The organism is Pseudoalteromonas sp. S3776 (assembly GCF_005886915.1).
In the GTDB taxonomy this organism is placed as follows: domain Bacteria; phylum Pseudomonadota; class Gammaproteobacteria; order Enterobacterales; family Alteromonadaceae; genus Pseudoalteromonas.
Genome location: NZ_PNCU01000038.1, coordinates 72,560 through 92,066 on the forward strand (window position 1 = coordinate 72,560; position 19,507 = coordinate 92,066).

17 protein-coding genes are annotated in these 19,507 nt (G+C 42.1%); 14 read left to right on the plus strand and 3 right to left on the minus strand.

Features of this window, described 5'->3' with window-relative positions; translation table 11 throughout:
* Window positions 1-6: 6 nt before the first annotated feature.
* Genes ftsB through rpoS form a run of 9 tightly spaced genes read left to right on the plus strand, consistent with a single transcriptional unit; the run spans window position 7 to window position 6,362 of the window.
* On the plus strand, window positions 7-294 hold the full coding sequence (gene ftsB / locus CWC16_RS14570; RefSeq protein ID WP_055015408.1) for a cell division protein FtsB: 288 nt from the start codon (window positions 7-9) through the stop codon (window positions 292-294).
* Window positions 284-985, plus strand: a complete 702-nt coding sequence (gene ispD / locus CWC16_RS14575; protein ID WP_138542041.1) for a 2-C-methyl-D-erythritol 4-phosphate cytidylyltransferase — start codon at window positions 284-286, stop codon at window positions 983-985. Before ftsB ends, ispD begins: the two co-directional genes overlap by 11 nt.
* Window positions 982-1,479 (plus strand): 2-C-methyl-D-erythritol 2,4-cyclodiphosphate synthase, encoded by a 498-nt coding sequence (gene ispF / locus CWC16_RS14580; RefSeq protein ID WP_138542042.1) that lies wholly within the window; start codon window positions 982-984, stop codon window positions 1,477-1,479. Before ispD ends, ispF begins: the two co-directional genes overlap by 4 nt.
* Window positions 1,476-2,522: a tRNA pseudouridine(13) synthase TruD gene (gene truD, locus CWC16_RS14585; protein ID WP_138542043.1), complete on the plus strand. Its 1,047-nt coding sequence runs from the start codon at window positions 1,476-1,478 to the stop codon at window positions 2,520-2,522. Before ispF ends, truD begins: the two co-directional genes overlap by 4 nt.
* Entirely contained in the window at window positions 2,506-3,270 is a 765-nt protein-coding gene (gene surE, locus CWC16_RS14590) for a 5'/3'-nucleotidase SurE (protein WP_055017357.1), read from the plus strand. The genes truD and surE overlap by 17 nt, the downstream gene beginning before the upstream one ends.
* Entirely contained in the window at window positions 3,260-3,898 is a 639-nt protein-coding gene (locus CWC16_RS14595; protein ID WP_138542044.1) for a protein-L-isoaspartate(D-aspartate) O-methyltransferase, read from the plus strand. Before surE ends, CWC16_RS14595 begins: the two co-directional genes overlap by 11 nt.
* A 9-nt stretch (window positions 3,899-3,907) precedes the next feature.
* Window positions 3,908-4,486, plus strand: a complete 579-nt coding sequence (locus tag CWC16_RS14600; protein WP_055015402.1) for a YqaA family protein — start codon at window positions 3,908-3,910, stop codon at window positions 4,484-4,486.
* 41 nt (window positions 4,487-4,527) lie between these two features.
* Window positions 4,528-5,352: a peptidoglycan DD-metalloendopeptidase family protein gene (locus CWC16_RS14605; RefSeq protein WP_138542045.1), complete on the plus strand. Its 825-nt coding sequence runs from the start codon at window positions 4,528-4,530 to the stop codon at window positions 5,350-5,352.
* A gap of 35 nt (window positions 5,353-5,387) precedes the next feature.
* A complete protein-coding gene (gene rpoS / locus CWC16_RS14610) occupies window positions 5,388-6,362 on the plus strand; it encodes an RNA polymerase sigma factor RpoS (protein WP_055015400.1) in 975 nt (324 codons plus the stop codon).
* A 73-nt stretch (window positions 6,363-6,435) separates the two neighbouring features.
* On the opposite strand, the gene mutS is transcribed toward rpoS, so the two are convergent.
* Window positions 6,436-9,021 (minus strand): DNA mismatch repair protein MutS, encoded by a 2,586-nt coding sequence (gene mutS, locus CWC16_RS14615; protein ID WP_138542046.1) that lies wholly within the window; start codon window positions 9,019-9,021, stop codon window positions 6,436-6,438.
* A 21-nt stretch (window positions 9,022-9,042) separates the two neighbouring features.
* On the opposite strand from mutS, the gene CWC16_RS14620 reads away from it, so the two are divergent.
* Both CWC16_RS14620 and recA read left to right on the plus strand, forming a co-directional pair.
* The gene (locus CWC16_RS14620; protein ID WP_055015398.1) at window positions 9,043-9,534 is read left to right on the plus strand and encodes a CinA family protein; all 492 of its coding nucleotides are present in this window, start codon (window positions 9,043-9,045) and stop codon (window positions 9,532-9,534) included.
* Between the two features lie 65 nt (window positions 9,535-9,599).
* Window positions 9,600-10,643 carry a recombinase RecA gene (gene recA / locus CWC16_RS14625; protein ID WP_055015397.1) on the plus strand — a complete coding sequence of 348 codons (1,044 nt, stop codon included), beginning with the start codon at window positions 9,600-9,602 and terminating at the stop codon, window positions 10,641-10,643.
* Between the two features lie 160 nt (window positions 10,644-10,803).
* Here the strand turns inward: recA and CWC16_RS14630 are convergent, their stop codons facing one another.
* Both CWC16_RS14630 and CWC16_RS14635 read right to left on the minus strand, forming a co-directional pair.
* Complete coding sequence (locus CWC16_RS14630; protein ID WP_138542047.1) at window positions 10,804-12,930, minus strand: TonB-dependent siderophore receptor; 2,127 nt, start codon at window positions 12,928-12,930, stop codon at window positions 10,804-10,806.
* 461 nt (window positions 12,931-13,391) lie between these two features.
* A complete protein-coding gene (locus CWC16_RS14635; protein WP_138542048.1) occupies window positions 13,392-14,561 on the minus strand; it encodes a DcaP family trimeric outer membrane transporter in 1,170 nt (389 codons plus the stop codon).
* A 418-nt stretch (window positions 14,562-14,979) separates the two neighbouring features.
* Between CWC16_RS14635 and acs the strand changes: the two genes are divergently transcribed.
* The 3 genes from acs (at window position 14,980) to CWC16_RS14650 (ending at window position 19,469) form a co-directional block, all read left to right on the plus strand.
* Window positions 14,980-16,920 carry an acetate--CoA ligase gene (acs, locus tag CWC16_RS14640; RefSeq protein WP_138542049.1) on the plus strand — a complete coding sequence of 647 codons (1,941 nt, stop codon included), beginning with the start codon at window positions 14,980-14,982 and terminating at the stop codon, window positions 16,918-16,920.
* 104 nt (window positions 16,921-17,024) lie between these two features.
* A complete protein-coding gene (locus CWC16_RS14645; RefSeq protein WP_055015393.1) occupies window positions 17,025-17,675 on the plus strand; it encodes a response regulator transcription factor in 651 nt (216 codons plus the stop codon).
* Window positions 17,676-17,873: 198 nt separating this feature from the next.
* Entirely contained in the window at window positions 17,874-19,469 is a 1,596-nt protein-coding gene (locus CWC16_RS14650; protein WP_138542050.1) for an AbgT family transporter, read from the plus strand.
* Window positions 19,470-19,507 lie beyond the last annotated feature (38 nt).

Here is a 19,507-nt window from a genome sequence, read left to right on the forward strand (position 1 = left end):
TGTTAAATGCGGTTGTTTCAGCTTGGCCTGTTGTGCTTAGCACTGTTTATACAATACCGACTTTGGTTTGGTCATAACGGTGTGCAAGATTATACGCGTTTAAAAGCGGCCGTTGTTTCTCATCAACAAACAAACGAAAAACTAATTAAGCGCAATAAAGTACTTACCGCCGACATAGAAGATTTAAAACTTGGCCAAGAAGGCATAGAAGAGCGCGCTCGTAACGAATTAGGAATGATTAAACCGGATGAAACATTTATACGTGTTTTACCGGGTAAACAACATGAAAATTAATACTACAATTGCTGCCATTGTCCCTGCTGCCGGCGTGGGTAGCAGAATGCAGCACAGCGCACCTAAGCAGTATATTAAATTGGCAGGGAAAACTATTTTAGAGCATACGCTTTGTAAGCTTTCGCAGCTTCAAAGTCTAAGCCAAATAGTGGTCGCCGTGAGCCAAACAGACCCTTATTTTGACACGCTTCCATGTATAGACTCTCGCATCTTGCGCGCTAACGGCGGACAAGAGCGTGCTGATTCAGTGCTTAATAGCTTATTATTTTTAGAAAATAACCCTCCCGAATGGGTGCTGGTGCACGACGCGGCCCGCCCACTTGTCACTATTAACGATATTGAAACCTTAATAGCGCATTGCATAGCCGACGACGAAGGCGGTATTTTAGCAAGCAAAGTAAAAGACACCATAAAACGCGGTAGCACGCATAGTGAGCAAACCGTGCCTCGTAATGATTTATGGCAAGCCCTTACGCCACAGTTTTTTAAATATGACGAGCTAAAAAATGCGTTGCAACATGCGCTTTGTGAGGGCGTAACAATTACCGATGAAGCCAGTGCCATTGAGTGGGCAAGCAAGCCCGTTAAACTAATTTCAGGGCGCAGCGATAATATTAAAATAACCACGCCAGAGGATTTAGACCTGGCGGGGTTTTTATTAAACAAACAACAAAACGAGCAAGCATTATGATTCGAATTGGCCATGGTTTTGACGTACATAAATTTGGCGGCGAAGGCCCAATAACAATTTGCGGCGAAAAAATAGATTACCCGCAGGGGTTTTTAGCACACTCTGATGGCGATGTTGCTATTCATGCATTATGCGATGCTATTTTAGGCGCGTTGGCGATGGGCGATATTGGTAAGCATTTTCCGGATACGGCGAGCGAGTATGAAAATATCGACAGCCGTATTTTACTTCGCCATGTTGTAGGCCTTGCCAAAGAGCAAGGTTATGTATTGGGTAACGGCGATGTCACTATTGTTGCACAGGCGCCAAAAATGCTGCCGCACATCCACGCTATGCGCACTAATTTAGCCAGCGATTTAGATTGCGAGCTTAGCCAAATTAACGTTAAAGCCACCACCACCGAAAAGCTTGGGTTTGAAGGGCGCAAAGAAGGTATTTCTAGCCATGCGGTGGTTATTATGAATAAAGCGCTTACGAGTAACACCAACGCATGAGCGATTTAAACTATTTATACGGCGCACCGCTTTCTAAAGCAGACTTTAAAACCACTGCTGAAGATTTTATGGTTGATGAAGACCTCGGTATAGAGTTTACCGGCAGTGGTGAGCATGTATGCTTGCAAGTGGTTAAAAAAGGCGAAAACACGCAATACGTTGCTAAGTTAATTGCACAAAAGGCTGGAGTGTCGCCGCGTGAAGTAAGCTATGCCGGCATGAAAGACCGCCACGGCGTGTGTAGCCAATGGTTTAGCGTAAAAGTGCCCATTAAAAAGCATATTGATTTTAGCGAGCTAAATAGCGACAGCATTTTTGTGGTTTCGCAACAGCGCCACGAGCGCAAGTTACGCACTGGTTGCCATAAAGGAAACCGATTCACTATTACCCTTCGTAATGTTACCGAGCCGCTTGATATATTATGTCGTATTAATGCCGTGCGTGCTGGTGTACCTAATTACTTTGGCGAGCAGCGCTTTGGTCGCGACGGGCATAATTTAGTAATGGCCGAAAAAATGTTTGCCGGGGAGCGTATTCGCGATAAAAAACTGCGCGGTATTATTATTTCCGCCGCCCGTTCTCATGTATTCAATCAAATAGTGAGCTTGCGTGTTAAAGAGCATGGCTTAGCAAAAACCATGCACCGTGAAGTATTTATGCTCAGCGGTAGTAACGCATTTTTTGAAGATGCAATAAGCGATGAAAACATAGCACGTTTAGCCTCTGGCGATATTATGATGTCGGCCCCTATGGTGGGAAAAAGTGAAAAAGGTTTAACTGAACAAGAAAAAGTATGGTTAAAACCCTACCAAGCGTGGTGTGAAGGCTTAGGCGAATTAGGCCTTAAAAATGAGCGCCGTATGCTGCGCCTCATTCCGCAAAATTTGACCATAGAAACACTAGACGAAACGACTTTAAAATTAAGCTTTGGATTGCCTAAAGGGTGTTTTGCTACCGCTCTTTTACGTGAGCTGGTGGATTACACCGATGCAAGCCCTAATGAGCGAAAAGAAAAGGACAGTCAAAATGAAGATACTGCTTAGTAACGACGATGGTGTAAATGCCAAAGGGATTGCGGTTTTATACCAAGCCCTTACGCAAATTGCCGATGTAACTCTTGTCGCTCCAGACCGCAACTGTAGTGGCGCCAGTAACTCGTTAACGCTCATTAACCCATTACGTTCAACCACCCTTGAAAACGGTTTTATATCTGTTAATGGCACGCCGACGGATTGTGTACATTTAGGGGTTAATCAGTTAGTTGATGAAACCCCAGATTTAGTAGTGGCAGGTATTAACCACGGTGCTAACTTGGGCGATGACACGCTTTATTCTGGTACTGTTGCAGCGGCAACTGAAGGGCGCCATTTGGGTTTACCAGCAATTGCTGTATCACTTTGCTCGCACCATGGTGAGCATTTTGAGACCGCAGCCGCTGTAACCGTAAACATAATTAAAGGGTTGGCCTCGCACCCACTACCTAAAGATCAAATTATCAATGTTAATGTACCTGATGTTCCTTTAAGTGAATTAAAAGGCGTACAAGTAACACGATTAGGTGCTCGTCATAAAGCGGAAACCATGACCAAACAAACAGACCCATGGGGGCGCGATATTTTTTGGTATGGTTCGCTTGGTATTGAAAGTGATGCTGGTGAGGGTACTGATTTTTACGCTATTAATAATGGCTTTGCATCAGTAACGCCATTAAGTGTAGATATGACAGCAAAAGAGAGTATTGAAGCGGTAGGACAGTGGTTGGCTGAAATGGAGATAAACCGTGCTGGCTAATTACTCGCGCAGTGCTAATGCGCTTTCTCAGCTTTTAGAGCAAGAAGGGGTAGAAGACAAACAGGTATTAAAAGCCATTGCCGATATACCACGCCATGCCTTTATTGATGATGTGCTAAAGCACAAAGCATATGAAAACACGGCCTTGCCTATAGGACAAGGGCAAACTATTTCGCAACCTTATATTGTGGCGCGCATGACCGAGCTGCTTTATTTAGCGGGTGTGCGCGACAAAGTATTAGAAATTGGCACAGGCTCTGGTTATCAAACCGCGGTGTTAGCCAAATGTTTTAATAAAGTATTTTCGGTTGAGCGGATTAAGACGCTGCAATGGCAAGCCAAACGCCGTTTACATCAACTTGATTTATACAATGTAACCATGAAACATGGAGATGGTTGGCAAGGCTGGCAATCTCAAGCTCCGTTTGATGGTATTATAGTTACTGCCGCCGCTTCAAAAGTGCCTCAGGACTTGCTCGGGCAGTTAGCTGATGGGGGGGTATTGCTTGCCCCTATTGGAGAGCAAGAACAAAAATTAACCATGATTATTCGCCAAGGCAATGGCTTCGCAGAGCATGTTATTGCACCCGTACGGTTTGTCCCCCTCGTCCCTGGTGATATTGAATAGGAATTCACGTTGAAATTGTTTACTAAGTTATACGATATGGCCCTCGTGTGGGCAAAACACCGTTTTGCTGAGCGCTACTTAGCAGCCATGAGCTTTGCAGAGTCGGTTTTTTTTCCGGTGCCCCCTGATGTCATGCTGGCCCCTATGTCGCTTGCACAGCCAAGTAAAGCGTGGCGTTTTGCAAGCTTTGCAACGGTTGCCTCAGTGCTTGGTGGTATTGTAGGTTATTTTTTAGGGTACTGGTTATTTGAGCCGGTTGTTCAGCCGTTAATAGAGCAAATGCATTGGCAAGAAAAGTTTGAAACAGCACTTACGTGGTTTAAAGAGTATGGTGTGTGGGTGGTATTTTTAGCAGGGTTTTCACCGATACCTTATAAGGTATTTACCATAGGTGCAGGGGTATTACAGATGGCCTTTTTGCCATTTTTAATAGCTTCAGCAATTGGCCGTGGTGCGCGTTTCTTTTTAGTTTCAGCTTTAATGAAGTGGGGCGGAGTTAAAATGGAGCAAAAATTACGTCAATATGTTGAAGTACTTGGCTGGGGTTTAGTTGTATTAATAGTAATAGCGTACTTTTTTCTACGTTAATTGCTAAAAATAACACTTTTATAGTTTTGGAGTAAAACCTGTTGAATAAACGATTTTCACTTTATTTAATTGTATTTGCAGCAGTTTTACTCCATGGTTGCTCATCTCGGAACGCGCCAGCTCCAGTAAGTAGTTTAAATAGTAATGTTAACGATTTTCAAAAAGGCGTTAACATTTATGGTAGTAAATACAGGGTGCAAAAAGGTGACACACTTTATTCGATTGCCTTTAGCGCAGGAAAAGATTTTAGAGCGCTTGCAAAAAACAATTTAATTCCATCACCTTATGTTATCTACCCTGGCCAGGTTATTGACCTAACCGCCAATGATAAAAATAGTATTGCTAAAAACTCTTCTAATAAGAGTAAAAGCACTAAAAATAAAACACAGAAAAAAAGTAACAAAAAATTAAAGAAAAGTCTTGATCAGCCGAAACAACGAGAGTATGTTCGAAAACAAGCCAATGAAATAGTTAGTAATGCTAAACCTTCGTCGAGCAGTAAAGTAAAGTGGTTTTGGCCTGCAAAGGGCAAAGTGACTAAACGCTTTTCTAATAAGGAAAACGGTTACAAGGGTTTACAGATTACTGGCCGTACAGGGGCTTCAGTTTTAGCCGCAGCACAAGGAACGGTGGTGTATGCGGGTAATGCGCTTCGAGGATACGGTAATTTAATCATTTTGAAACATAATGATGATTACCTAAGTGCTTATGCACACAACTCGAAACTACTTGTTAAAGAAAAGCAGAAAGTTAAGGCAGGACAAAAAATAGCAGAAATGGGCAAGTCAGAATCTTCGGTCACTGCGCTTCGTTTTGAAATTCGCTACCGTGGGCAAGCTGTCAACCCTGCTAAATACCTTCCCTAATTTCTAGGTATTGATAATTGCTCGGGAGAAGGCTTATGGCTAACGCAGCAAAACTTGACAAAAACACCACCGACGAAAAATTTGATGACACCGCAGTAGAGGAAACTGCAGCCCTACTTGAAGAGGTAGAGAACGAAGAAGAGATATTTGCAAAAGAGGAAGTAACTAAAAACCTCGATGCGACCCAACTATATTTAGGAGAAATTGGTTTTTCTCCCCTGCTTAGCGCTGAAGAAGAAGTCTTTTTTGCCCGCAAATCACTACGTGGATGTGAAGCATCTCGCAAGCGTATGATTGAAAGTAATTTACGTTTAGTTGTAAAAATTGCCCGCCGTTATAATAACCGAGGTTTAGCACTTTTAGATTTAATTGAAGAAGGTAACCTAGGGTTAATTCGCGCTGTTGAAAAATTTGACCCAGAACGCGGTTTTAGATTTTCAACTTATGCAACTTGGTGGATACGCCAAACAATTGAACGCGCTATTATGAATCAAACGCGCACTATTCGATTACCAATCCATGTAGTTAAAGAATTAAATGTTTACTTGCGTACAGCACGTGAGCTAACTCAAAAGCTAGACCATGAGCCTACCGCTGAAGAAATTGCTGAGTGCCTAGGTAGACCCGTAGAAGACGTAACTAAAATGCTACGCTTAAACGAAAAAATAGCCTCAGTTGATATGCCAATTGGTGGTGAAAACGACAGCGCTCTTTTAGATATCATTGCCGATGAAAAAAGCGCAGGTCCTGAAGGTGAAGTACAAAACAACGATATTAATAAGCACATTGTAGATTGGTTAGGTGAGTTAAACCCTAAACAACGAGAAGTATTAGCGCGCCGCTTTGGTTTACTAGGCTACGAGCCATCAACACTTGAAGATGTTGGCCGTGAAATTGGTTTAACGCGAGAGCGCGTAAGACAAATTCAGGTAGAAGCATTACGTCGTTTAAAAGATATTTTACAACAAGAGGGGTTAAGCACAGAAAGTTTGTTTGACCAGTTCTCGTAACTCATACTTAGACTGTCTATGTGTTTAAAGGCTGAAGGATAAAACCTTCAGCTTTTTTTATGCCAAATTAAATTTAAAGCAGCGCTTTTAATTTATAAAGTAATTCGTGTGCTTGACGCGGCGATAGGTTATCAGGGTCAATGGCACTGAGTTGCTCCTCAACTTCTGATGGCTGTGGCGCAGGTAGCTCATTAGCAAAAGAAAACGTTTGCTGCTCTGAATTTGGAGCGGTCACGCTTTGGTGGTTTTCGAGCAGTTTAAGCTTTTGCTTTGCTTGAGCTATTACGGCCTTTGGCACACCAGCAAGCGCTGCAACCTGTAACCCAAAGCTTTTACTTGCTGCACCATCAAGTACAGTATGCATAAATGCTATGGTGTCGTTGTGCTCTATGGCATCTAAGTGCACATTCACTAACCCCGTTTTTTGTTCTGCAAGTTCTGTTAATTCAAAATAATGCGTAGCAAATAATGTTTTAGCAGATATTTTTTGTGCCAGATGATCAGCGGTTGCATAAGCAAGTGATAAGCCATCGTAGGTACTGGTGCCTCTGCCTATTTCATCCATTAATACTAAAGATTGCGCAGTTGCATTATTTAATATTGTGGCGGTTTCTGTCATCTCTACCATAAAAGTAGAGCGACCAGAGGCTAAGTCGTCGCTTGCGCCAATGCGAGTAAATATTCGGTCTATATTACCAATTTTTGCACTATCAGCAGGGACATAACAGCCAATATGCGCCATTAATACGATAAGTGCTGTTTGACGCATATAGGTTGATTTACCACCCATGTTAGGACCAGTAATAATCAACATTTTACGCTGGCTATTTAGCTCCACAGGGTTAGCAATAAAAGGTTCTTTCATTACTTGCTCAACCACAGGGTGGCGACCTTGCTTAATGCTTATATTATCATCATCGCATAGCTGTGGTTTTGCATAGTTAAGTGTTTGTGCTCGCTCTGCTAGGTTATTGAGTACATCTAAATCGGCCAATGCACTAGCCATCATTTGCAGCTGTTCAATATGCGGAGCTATAAATTCAAATAGCTCTTCGTATAACTGTTTTTCAAGTGCGAGCGCTTTTGATTGGCTGCCTAGTACTTTATCTTCATGCTCTTTTAGTTCAGGTATTATATAGCGCTCATTATTTTTAAGCGTTTGGCGGCGAATATAATCAGCAGGTACTAAGTGCGAATTAGCACGACTTACTTCGATAAAAAAGCCATGCACCTTGTTATAGCCAATTTTTAATGTGCTGATCCCCGTGCGCTCGCGCTCTCTAAGCTCTAGTTGCTCAAGTATATCGGTAGCGCCTTTACTCAAGTTTCGCCATTCATCAAGCTCGCTGTTGTAGCCTGGTGCAATAACGCCCCCATCGCGAATGAGTACTGGTGGGTTATCAATTACAGCGCGCTCAAGTAAAGCTTGTAGTTCAGGCAGCTCTGGAGAATGGCGAACAATGCTGGCGATACGCTCATCATTAGCATCGTTTAATAATGCGTGCAGTGGTGCGAGTGCTTGTAAGGCACTGCGTAGCCGAGTTAGATCGCGCGGGCGTGCGGTGCATAAAGCAAGACGTGCTATGACGCGTTCAATATCACCAATTTCTTTTAATGAGTCGTGTAGCTCGCCATATAACTGCGCATCTAAAATAGCGCTAATAGCATTTAAACGTGAGTTAAGTTCATTTTTATTGCGCACAGGTGTATGAATGCGGCGTTTAAGTAAACGTGATCCCATGGCTGTGGCAGTCTTATCGAGTACCTGAGCTAAGGTGTTTTCAAAGCCACCTGATAAATTAACAGTTAACTCTAAATTTTTGCGTGTTGCAGCATCTAATATAACGGCATGCTCATTATGTTCAAGTGTAATAGCACGAATGTGAGGCAGGGCAATACGTTGTGTATCTTTTACGTATTGCATTAAACAACCCGCAGCGACCAAAGCAGCATGCGCTTTATCTACACCAAAGCCTACTAAATCTTTGGTGCCAAACTGCTCGCACAGTAAGTGTTGAGCGGTATCTAAGTCAAACTCCCATTCAGGGCGTCGGCGTGCCCCTTTAATATGTTCAATTAAATGTGTGCTTTCAAAGCTTTCACAGTATAAAAGCTCAGCAGGAGCTAAACGCTGCAGGGTTGAAGTAAACGCTTCGTCGGTGTTCACTTCAACTATATTGAAACGCCCTGAATTTATATCAAGGTAGGCAATACCGTATAACCCTTTTTTATTTTGCCATACGCTAGTGAGTAAGTTATCTTGGCGCTCCTGCAATAGCGCTTCATCTGAAATTGTGCCCGGTGTTACTATACGCACTACTTTGCGCTCAACAGGCCCTTTACTGGTTGCGGGGTCACCAACTTGCTCACATATAGCGACTGATTCGCCCATTTGCACTAAACGTGCTAAATAGTTTTCTACTGCGTGATAAGGAACACCCGCCATAGGGATAGGATCGCCACCGGCTTTACCACGATGCGTTTGCGAGATATCAAGTAATTGGGCCGCGCGTTTAGCATCATCAAAAAAGAGTTCATAAAAATCCCCCATACGATAAAACAATAAAATATCGCGATGCTCAGATTTAATTTTTAGATACTGCTGCATCATAGGGGTTTGTTGTTTTATAGTGTGCGGTGCATAAAGATCAAACGACATGTATTTACCCAAAGGCTGAATATGGAATTACATCAAGAGATTAAAACACTTGCTGCGCAATTGGGCGTTATTTTAACGGATAAACGCTTATGGATCACTACCGCTGAATCATGTACTGGTGGTGGGGTGAGTTATGCGCTGACAGATACACCTGGCAGCTCTGCTTATTTGGGCCGCGCATTTGTTACTTATAGTAATGAAGCTAAGCATGAGCTGCTTAATGTGGCTAATACTACGCTTGAGCAATTTGGTGCCGTAAGTGAGCAAACCGTAAAAGAGATGGCTTTTGGTGCCGCAAGCGCTGCCAAAGCTGATATTGCAATTGCTATTTCGGGTATCGCAGGGCCAGGCGGAGCAATGCCTAATAAACCGGTAGGCTTTGTGTGGTTTTGCATACAAATTGCCAATGAACAATTTACGTTTAAGCAAATATTTAAGGGAGATAGAGCACAAGTTAGAATGCAAGCTATTGAATTTGCATTAAAAAGCACTATCGATAAGATAAAGTTATAAATTTAACTTGATACTGTGATTTCATACAGTATACTTGTTCGCATTAGCCGGATTTGGAGAACAGAATGAACGATAATAAACAAAAAGCGCTGGACGCTGCACTATCACAAATTGAGCGTCAATTTGGTAAAGGCTCAATTATGAAGTTGGGCGATAACAAAGCCCTAAACATAGATGCTGTATCTACAGGCTCACTTGGGATTGATATTGCTTTAGGCATAGGTGGTTTGCCTATGGGGCGTATTGTTGAAGTGTATGGCCCTGAGTCATCTGGTAAAACAACGCTTACTTTGCAAGTTATCGCACAAGCACAAAAAGAGGGCAAAACATGTGCCTTTGTTGATGCTGAGCATGCGCTAGATCCGGTATACGCGCAAAAGTTAGGTGTTAATATTGATGAGCTATTAGTTTCTCAGCCAGATACCGGCGAGCAAGCTCTTGAGATTTGTGACATGTTAGTACGTTCAAGTGCTGTAGATGTTGTTATTGTCGATTCTGTTGCTGCACTTACACCTAAAGCTGAAATTGAAGGCGATATGGGTGATTCGCACATGGGCTTACAAGCACGTTTAATGTCGCAAGCATTACGTAAGCTTACAGGTAATATTAAACGCTCAAATACGCTATGTATTTTCATTAACCAAATTCGTATGAAAATTGGTGTAATGTTTGGTAACCCTGAAACCACAACTGGTGGTAATGCACTTAAGTTTTACGCGTCAGTTCGTATTGATATTCGCCGCATTGGCTCTGTAAAAGAAGGCGATGAAGTAGTTGGTAACGAAACCCGTGTTAAAGTGGTTAAAAACAAGGTTGCACCACCATTTAAGCAAGCTGAGTTCATCATTATGTATGGTGAAGGTATTTCTAAACAAGGTGAGTTAATTGATTTAGGTGTTAAGCATAAAATTGTTGAAAAAGCAGGTGCTTGGTACAGCTACAATGGCAATAAAGTAGGCCAAGGTAAATCAAACTCTATTAAGTTTTTGAAAGAAAACCCAGAAATTGCTGATGAGATTGAAGGTAAATTACGCGATATGTTGCTATTAAAAGCAACCGTTGAGCCAGAAGATGGCGAAGACGTACTAGGTGATGAGCCTGATCTTTAAGTGTTAAATGTTCTCTAAGCTTGATTTGACCCGAGCTTTAAAAGGCGCTAACCAGCAATGGTTAGCGCCTTTTTGTATTGTAACTTTAAAAAAACGGCACTAAAAAGTGCCGTTAAATTTAAAAGCTGTGCTTTAAAAGTGCCTTACATCATAGAGGGTATTATAGCTGCCAGTTTACTGATAGCGCGTAATTACGCGGAGCACCGTAGTAACCTTGAGCCCAGTAAAGGCTGTGTAGGTACTTTTCGTCTGTGGTGTTATTTACGTTAAAAGTAACACCGACGTTTTCTGTGATCTTGTAGTTAGCCATCAGATCAAGAATACCGTAGGCATCTTGATTAGTGGTTACAAGGGCGGCACCGGTTGCATCTTCAACTTGTACGCGGCTAACAGAATCTTGCCAGCGGTAGTTTGCACCAAATGTTAAGCCTTCAACAAACGGAACTTGATAAGTTGCAGCAAGTTTTAACTGGTTCTCTGGTGTGTAATCTTCAACTAAATCATCACCTTCAATACTTAAATTACTAAAGCTGATGCTTGCACTTAAATCGTCGGTTACTTTACCACTTAGTTCTATTTCAAACCCATCACTGTTGATACCATCAGCACCATAATAACGAGTATCGCCTGGTAATGAATCAGGTAATGCAACGGCTAGGTTTTCTTGCTTTGCATCAAAGTAGGCAAAGGTGACAAATACTTGGTCATCTAAAAGCTGTGCTTTTAAACCAATTTCGCTACTTTTACCTGTAATAGGCGCCAATTGCTCAGCATTAATATCTAGCTCTTTTTGCGGTACGAACGTTTCAGTGTAACTTGCATAAGCTGAAAGTGATTCATTGAAATCGTATACAGCTCCAACATATGGAATAACTTCACTATCGTCACGGGTTTGCTCAACACCATAAGCTGTGCCTGATGTTTCCCAATCTGTGTAACGTACACCCGCAAGTACACTTAACGGTGCGCTTAATTTTATGCGAGTAGATATATAGGCAGATTTCTGTTTGTTTTCTATCTCACTGCCGTTTAAACCATCAGCAAGGGTTGCTTCAGGTATTACACCATCCCACGTGTCAAGCGAAGGCATTGCTGGGAAGCCATTACCCGTGGTGTAATCATAAAGTGACTGCTCGTTGTAATCCATTTTAGCTTGGCTTACACCAAATGATAAGTCGTGCTCTTGACCAAATAAATCAAATTTTCCGCTAGCGTATAAATCAAACAGGTCGTGCTTATCTTCGTAGTCGTAACGGCTTGCGTAACCTGTTAAACCAAGGCCAGTTTCGCTATCGGGTGTGCCGTATACGTAAAATAGCTCTGAGTCTTGCTCATTTTCTATGTGTGCATAACGCGCCGTTGCAACCCATGTAGCAGATAAGTTTTGCTCAAGTGTTACGTAGACTTGCTCTGCGCTGTTATCCCAGTATGACCAATCAGCTGCAGTGCTTGTAGATACGTCGTAATCTGTTGCTGTGCCATCGGTATAGTAAAGAGGCAGTGCACCCCAAAGAGGGCTGTCGGCATCTTTTTGTTGGTTAACATAGTTGATGCTTAACGTTGTATCGTCAGTTAATTTACCTTCGTAGGCAAGGTAACCAATTGTTTTATCTGTTTCGTAACGATCAAGGTATGACTCAGATTTTTGCTTTGTGAAAACTGCACGCACAGCGTGATCATCATTAATCGGTGTAGAATAATCGAGCTCTAAGCGCTTGTTATCCCATGAGCCGTAAGATAAAGATGCGTGAGCTTGTGTTATGTAGGTTGGTTTTTTTAGCACCATATTTACAGTGGCAGAAGGGTTACCTGCACCTGTCATTAGGCCGTTTGCGCCTCGTACAATTTCTACACGGTCGTAAATAGAAGTATCTAAAGTGCCTTGAATAGAGCCTGAACTTTGTGGGATACCTAAACCATCAACCTGAAAGTTTGTGATTTCAAAGCCGCGGGCTTTAAAATAAGTACGGTCTGTTTCTATTTGCTCTACAGTTACGCCAGGCGTGCTTTCTAGCACTGAGTTAATATCATCTAGTGAAAAATCATCCATTAACGCGCGAGAAACAACAGAAATACTTTGAGGAGTTTCTTTGATTGTTAGGCCTAGTTTTGTAGCAGATTGCGCATCTTCAGTGATGTAGTTTTTATGATGCTGGCCGTATACCGCTATTTTTTCTAATGAATCATCTGTATTTGTTGTAGTTTCTTGTGCAAATGCATGACCAGATAAAACAAGTGAAGTAATAAGGCTAAGCTTAGATAAACGCAAAATTTGTTGGGACGACATGTGTTTTTCCAATAGGTTCAAAAAAGAAGTGCATAACATAATCTAAATGAGAGTGATTTTCAATAACAAGGGTGTTATATAAACAAAATAATTAGGGCTTACCAGAAATTATTGATAGTTTGGGAATTTTAGCGCCTTAATAGCTACTTAGTTTGATGTTAAGGCAACAATTATATTAAGTGGGATAGGGGATTGAATTACAAGTTCTACTGAGCTTTTAGCTAAATCATTATTTAGACGATTTAATATGTTAGTCAATTAGTTACTTTAAAATTTGCTACTAAACATTTTTAATGCCTCACGTTAGCAGACGATTTAACAGCTAATCACTCTACTACAACTGATGTAAACGTTGCTAAAGTACAGTTTACGCTGATTAATAGTAAATAGCGCTGGTTCAGTATTTTTTCAAAGACTAAAAAAAGCGGCCTAAGCCGCTTTGGTGTTATTAATATGCTTAATTAAAAGTTGTACTTAACAGAAAACTGTAAACGGTCTAAATCTCCGTCAATACCACTTTCCGTTTCACGCTCGGCATGCTTAAACTCAGCACCAAATGTCAAACGTTTAACGGGTGAGTATAAAATGTTTGCACTGAAGCTTTGACTTGATTCAACAGGGTCACCCGAAATGGTTAATAAATCAGTGTTGTTATCAGCACTAAAGAAAGAATATAAGAAAGTTGAGCGCCACTGGCTTGTCCACTTATGCTGATAAGCAACAAAGCCCGAGGTTGAGTCAATTGCATCTAACTCATCACCATCAAGTACTGCACCGTGTGCTACATTTAAGCCCACGTAACGGCCAAGGCCTTTACCTTGAGTAAGCATAAATTTAAGGTAGTCTTCACCAAAATTTACACGGCCCGAAGCGCTAATACCAAACGAGGTTTCATCAGCGTCCACATCGCCTACCTTATAAGTAAGTTTGCGAGCAAGTGCTGCAACTACAAAGTTACCCCAGTCGGCGTTATGTGTGTAACGTGCAGTAAAATCAGGAAGTGATGCATCGTCTGTTTCTACACGCGCGCCACCTTGAGTGGTAATAGTGCTTTCAGGGTTCTCTAAAGAGAACGACCATGCGCCTGTTGTGTATTTAATTTGTGTTTGGCGAACAAAAACAGTGCCCTCGGCTGGGCCGACAAAATCAAGTGTTTCAGCAAGTGCACCTACGTTTTGAAAGTTTGACCATGTTTGGCCAAATAACCAACCGTCGTAAGTTACAAATGCATGACGAATACGTGGTGCATAAGAATTTGATACGCGCTCGTTACCGCCAGGGGCTGAAGCTAAAAAGTCTAGCTCAATTTTAGTTTTAACTGTTTTACCGTTATCCATTAATGTGGAAGTACCAAAGTTAAAGCGTGACTCACGTGCATGCATATCAAATACAGCATCTGAATCAGCATCATCGCCTACGGGCACTGTGCTTGGTACATAGAAGTCACGCCCTACACTTGAACCAGAAGGGGCACCTGCAGAGTAGTCACTCCACATAGTATCAAGCTTAATGTATCCGCCGTAAGTAAATTCTGTGTTACCTACTTTAGCTGCAGTTGCCGCATAAGCTGTGCTTGTTAAGGCACATAACACAGCGCTCGCTGCAAGAGTTTTTAATGGGGTAAATTTCATTGTGGTGTCCTTTAAAGGCTACTTGTTGTTTGTTGCTTTTTATACGTTCAAATGTATTACTTGCTACTGGTATTACTTACGAATAAAACTTTTACTTATTTTGCTTCACGCTATGAATTCATCCGTTAATAAAGGTTTGAGTAGCATGGTCACATTATTTTAATGCTCGAAACCACTTTTAAATATGTGCAAAATTTACTCAATTACCTATTGGTCTATAAGACGAAGGTTTAAGAGTAATTTAGTGACCACTTACTTATATTTAACATATTGTATTTCTATGTAAAAAAGTCATGAGCCGCGTGATTATAAACCACAAAACGGCAATTAGAAGGGTTGTACAACTAAGGTCTAATACTTAATAAAGTACTGCTGAGTAATCCTTAATTCATGGCAAGTTATTAAAATGGAGACTGAGATGTCACAAAGTATCTATCCTGTTCCTGCACACATTGAAAAAACGACGTTAGTTGATAACGATAAATATAAAATACTCTACAAACAGTCGATTGATGACCCACAAGGGTTTTGGCGTGAACATGGCCAGCGCTTAGACTGGTTTACTCCTTATACCAAAGTTAAAAACACCTCATTTGATAAAGGCCATATAGATATTAAATGGTATGAAGACGGCGTTTTAAATGCTTCTTACAATTGTATTGATCGCCATTTAAAAACCAAAGCTGATAAAGTGGCGCTTATTTGGGAGGGGGACAACCCAAACCAAAGTGAAAACATTACCTACCAACAATTACATGATGAAGTGGCGCGCTTTGCAAATGGTTTAAAAAAACTAGGCGTACAAAAAGGTGATCGAGTAGCTATTTACATGCCAATGACACCGCAGGCAATTTACGCCATGCAGGCCTGTGCGCGTATTGGCGCCATACACTCGGTTGTATTTGGTGGTTTTTCTCCTTCAGCTATTGCTGACCGTATTAAAGACTCAGGCGCTAAAGTGGTCATCACATCTGATGAAGGGCGCAGAGCGGGCAATTGTGTACCATTAAAAGCCAATGTAGATGAGGCGGTAGCCCAAGAATCTGTTACAACAATTGAACACGTTGTTGTACACCAGTTAACCGGTGGCGAAGTTGATTGGAACGAGAACGATATTTGGTGGCACGATCTCGTTGCTGACCAACCGGCGCAATGTGAACCAGAGCCAATGAATGCAGAAGACCCACTCTTTATTTTGTACACGTCGGGCTCTACCGGTCAACCAAAAGGGGTTGTGCATACTACAGGTGGTTACTTAGTTTACTCATCAATAACCCACGAGTACGTGTTTGATTTACAAGAGGATGACGTATATTGGTGTAGCGCCGATGTGGGTTGGATCACAGGGCACAGCTATATTGCTTATGGGCCATTGGTCAATGGCTGTACGCAAGTGGTATTTGAAGGCGTGCCTACCTATCCAACAGCAGGGCGTATGGGTGAGGTGATTGATAAGCACGGCGTCACCATTTTATACACTGCACCAACCGCTATCCGTGCGTTAATGGCCAAAGGTGATGAGCCAACCGCGTCTTCAAAGCGTGAAAGCTTACGTATTTTAGGCTCGGTGGGTGAACCTATCAACCCAGAAGCATGGGCCTGGTATTACGAAAATATTGGTAACGCTAGTTGCCCAATTGTAGATACGTGGTGGCAAACTGAAACAGGCGGCATTATGATCACCCCATTGCCGGGTGCAACCCAAACAAAACCTGGCTCAGCAACCCATCCGTTTTTTGGTATTGCACCCGCGTTATTTGATGCAGAGGGTAATACGCTTGAAGGTGCGGTTGACGGTAATTTAGTTATATTAGATAGCTGGCCATCACAAGCGCGTACTGTTTATGGCGACCACGAACGCTTTGAACAAACCTATTTTAGTGCTTACCCTGGTGTTTACTTTACAGGTGACGGCTGTCGTCGTGATGAAGATGGCTATTACTGGATCACAGGGCGAGTAGACGATGTGCTTAATGTATCAGGGCATCGCTTAGGCACCGCTGAAATAGAAAGCGCGCTGGTAGCCCACGAAGCAGTAGCAGAGGCTGCAGTAGTAGGTTACCCGCATGATATTAAAGGCCAAGGTATTTATGTTTACATTACGCCAAACGAAGGCATTACTGTCAGTGATGAGCTCACAACGCAAGTGCGTAATTGGGTACGTAAAGAACTAAGCCCGATTGCCTCCCCTGATATGATTCAATGGTCGCCAGGTTTACCGAAAACGCGTTCAGGTAAGATTATGCGTCGAATTTTACGTAAAATAGCCGCAAATGAGCACCAACAGCTAGGGGATACATCAACCCTTGCAGACCCAACCGTGGTAGATGAGCTCATAGAAAACCGATTAAATCGTTAAATGCGCGTTAAAAACTTGATTACAAGTTGATTCTAAACGTAGTATATCGGCTGTCAGTAAGTATGTTATACCTTATTGGCGGCCGAATTTATTAGGAGCGAACCATGAGTCAGTTTTTAATAGCGGATGATCATCCGTTATTTCGTGAGGCACTAAAGGGAGCATTAAGTGCTAAGTTTGACGATTTAGAGGTATTTGAATCATCAGATTTTGACAGCACATTGCAAGTACTCAGCGAACAAGAAGATCTTGATATATTACTGCTAGATTTACACATGCCAGGCAATGGTGATTTATATGGCCTGATCCGCATTCGCGAAGACTACCCAAGTTTACCCATAGCGGTTGTCTCAGGGAGTGAAGACATCAACATAGTCTCTAAGGTAATGGGTTATGGTGCAATGGGTTTTATTCCTAAGTCATCGTCTTCAGATGATATTGCCAATGCTATTAACCAAATACTTGAAGGCGATACGTGGCTACCAAACGAATTAAAAAATAAAGTAGCTGAAATAGAAGGAGAGGACAGAGAAATTGCCGCACAAGTCGCCTCGCTCACGCCGCAGCAATACCGTGTATTGCAATACCTGCATGAAGGGTTACTAAACAAACAAATAGCTTACGAATTGCATATTTCAGAGGCAACCGTAAAAGCACACATTACTGCTATTTTTAGAAAGCTTGGGGTCTATAACCGTACACAGGCTGTTTTAATTGCCGCTAAACTACAGTTAGAGCCAATAGAGCAAGCATAAATATAATATAAAAGTGAGGGCGTTTTATTTTCAGCTATTAAATCGCCCTTAGCTTGTAAAACGTTTAATTAAAAAGCCTGCTCGTCTCTACACAACTTAATTTTACACTTAAAATCTACACGTCATTTACCTTTTATACATGATCTCTTTTGCAAACAATGCTAGGTTAGCGCAATTTTGTAATTTATAGAGCTAAGTATGACAGACTCCACACACTCACCTAATAATCAACCTAAAGACAATAACGGCTTATTTAATCGCTTCTTAGCAACCGTTGAGTTTTTAGGAAATATGCTTCCGCATCCCATTACTTTATTTGCGATATTTGCAGTTTCAATTGTGTTGATAAGTGGTATAGCAGATTGGTTCGGATTAAGCGCCGTAGACCCAAGGCCTATTGGCGCAGCAGGGCGTGCACCTGGTGGCGTGATTGAGGTCGTTAGTTTACTCAGTGCTGAGGGGCTACAGCGTATTATGGCTGGCCTGGTTACTAACTTTACTGGTTTTGCGCCCTTAGGCACCGTACTAGTGGCACTACTTGGGGTAAGTGTTGCTGAGCACTCAGGTTTACTCTCTGCTGCGATGCGAGGCATGGTTATGGGCGCGTCAAAGCGCTTAGTTACCTTTATGGTGGTGTTTGCAGCCATTATGTCTAACACGGCTTCAGAGCTTGGTTATGTGGTTTTAATACCGCTTGCAGCGATGATATTTCATAGTTTAGGGCGCCACCCTTTAGCTGGCTTAGCGGCTGCATTTGCTGGTGTGTCTGGTGGTTATAGCGCTAATTTACTACTCGGTACAATAGACCCACTATTAGCGGGTATCACAACACCTGCCGCACAAATGATTGACCCAAATTACGAGGTTGGGGCTGAGGCTAACTGGTATTTTATGATGATATCGGTATTACTTATAGCCGCCCTTGGTACACTGGTTACCGAAAAAATAGTCGAGCCACGTTTAGGTAAATATAACCCAGATGAAGCCAGCATCGACTTATCACAAAACAATATTGATACACTTACCGCGCTTGAAAAAACCGGTTTAAAGTGGGCGGGCGTTGCGCTATTAGTAGTGCTATCTCTATTTGCTTGGACGATTATTCCCGCCGATGGCATTTTACGCCATCCAGAAACAGGCCAGGTAGCAGGCTCACCATTTTTAAAAGGCATAGTTGCCATAATATTTGTCACATTTAGTGTGCCAGGCTTTGTTTACGGGCGTGTTGTTGGCAGTATGAAAAACGATAAAGACATTATTAACGCAATGAGTAAAAGCATGAGCTCAATGGGTTTATACATTGTATTAGTGTTCTTTGCCGCACAGTTTGTGGCCTTTTTTAAATGGACTAATTTAGGCACTATTTTGGCAATTAACGGCGCAGCCCTGTTACAGGCCTTAAACCTAACTGGTCCAGAAGTATTTGTATTGTTTATATTAATGTGTGCATTGGTGAACTTGAGTTTAGGCTCATCATCGGCGCAGTGGGCGATTACAGCACCTATTTTTGTGCCTATGCTTATGCTTATTGGTTACGCGCCAGAAACTATTCAAGCGGCTTATCGTATTGGTGACTCTGTAACTAACTTAATTACCCCAATGATGAGCTACTTTGGACTTATTTTAGCGGTGGCGGTTAAATATAAAAAAGACATGGGAATAGGGACTTTAGTGGCGACGATGTTGCCTTACAGCATTGTGTTTTTTATTGGCTGGGTAATTTTATTTTACGTATGGGTGTTTGCGTTAGGTTTGCCTGTTGGGCCTGAATCACCTATTTACTACACGCCATAATTTGTTTGGTATAAAAAAGCCAGCAGCAGGGCAGACCC

Excerpts from the sequence above, each read along its gene's own strand:
- ispF (WP_138542042.1), top strand. The coding sequence starts at position 982 with ATGATTCGAATTGGCCATGGTTTTGACGTACATAAATTTGGCGGCGAA.
- CWC16_RS14630 (WP_138542047.1), bottom strand. The coding sequence starts at position 12,930 with ATGTCGTCCCAACAAATTTTGCGTTTATCTAAGCTTAGCCTTATTACT.
- CWC16_RS14620 (WP_055015398.1), top strand. The coding sequence starts at position 9,043 with ATGGAATTACATCAAGAGATTAAAACACTTGCTGCGCAATTGGGCGTT.
- CWC16_RS14645 (WP_055015393.1), top strand. The coding sequence starts at position 17,025 with ATGAGTCAGTTTTTAATAGCGGATGATCATCCGTTATTTCGTGAGGCA.
- ftsB (WP_055015408.1), top strand. The coding sequence starts at position 7 with ATGCGGTTGTTTCAGCTTGGCCTGTTGTGCTTAGCACTGTTTATACAA.
- mutS (WP_138542046.1), bottom strand. The coding sequence starts at position 9,021 with ATGTCGTTTGATCTTTATGCACCGCACACTATAAAACAACAAACCCCT.
- truD (WP_138542043.1), top strand. The coding sequence starts at position 1,476 with ATGAGCGATTTAAACTATTTATACGGCGCACCGCTTTCTAAAGCAGAC.
- CWC16_RS14650 (WP_138542050.1), top strand. The coding sequence starts at position 17,874 with ATGACAGACTCCACACACTCACCTAATAATCAACCTAAAGACAATAAC.
- recA (WP_055015397.1), top strand. The coding sequence starts at position 9,600 with ATGAACGATAATAAACAAAAAGCGCTGGACGCTGCACTATCACAAATT.
- surE (WP_055017357.1), top strand. The coding sequence starts at position 2,506 with ATGAAGATACTGCTTAGTAACGACGATGGTGTAAATGCCAAAGGGATT.
- ispD (WP_138542041.1), top strand. The coding sequence starts at position 284 with ATGAAAATTAATACTACAATTGCTGCCATTGTCCCTGCTGCCGGCGTG.
- CWC16_RS14635 (WP_138542048.1), bottom strand. The coding sequence starts at position 14,561 with ATGAAATTTACCCCATTAAAAACTCTTGCAGCGAGCGCTGTGTTATGT.
- acs (WP_138542049.1), top strand. The coding sequence starts at position 14,980 with ATGTCACAAAGTATCTATCCTGTTCCTGCACACATTGAAAAAACGACG.
- rpoS (WP_055015400.1), top strand. The coding sequence starts at position 5,388 with ATGGCTAACGCAGCAAAACTTGACAAAAACACCACCGACGAAAAATTT.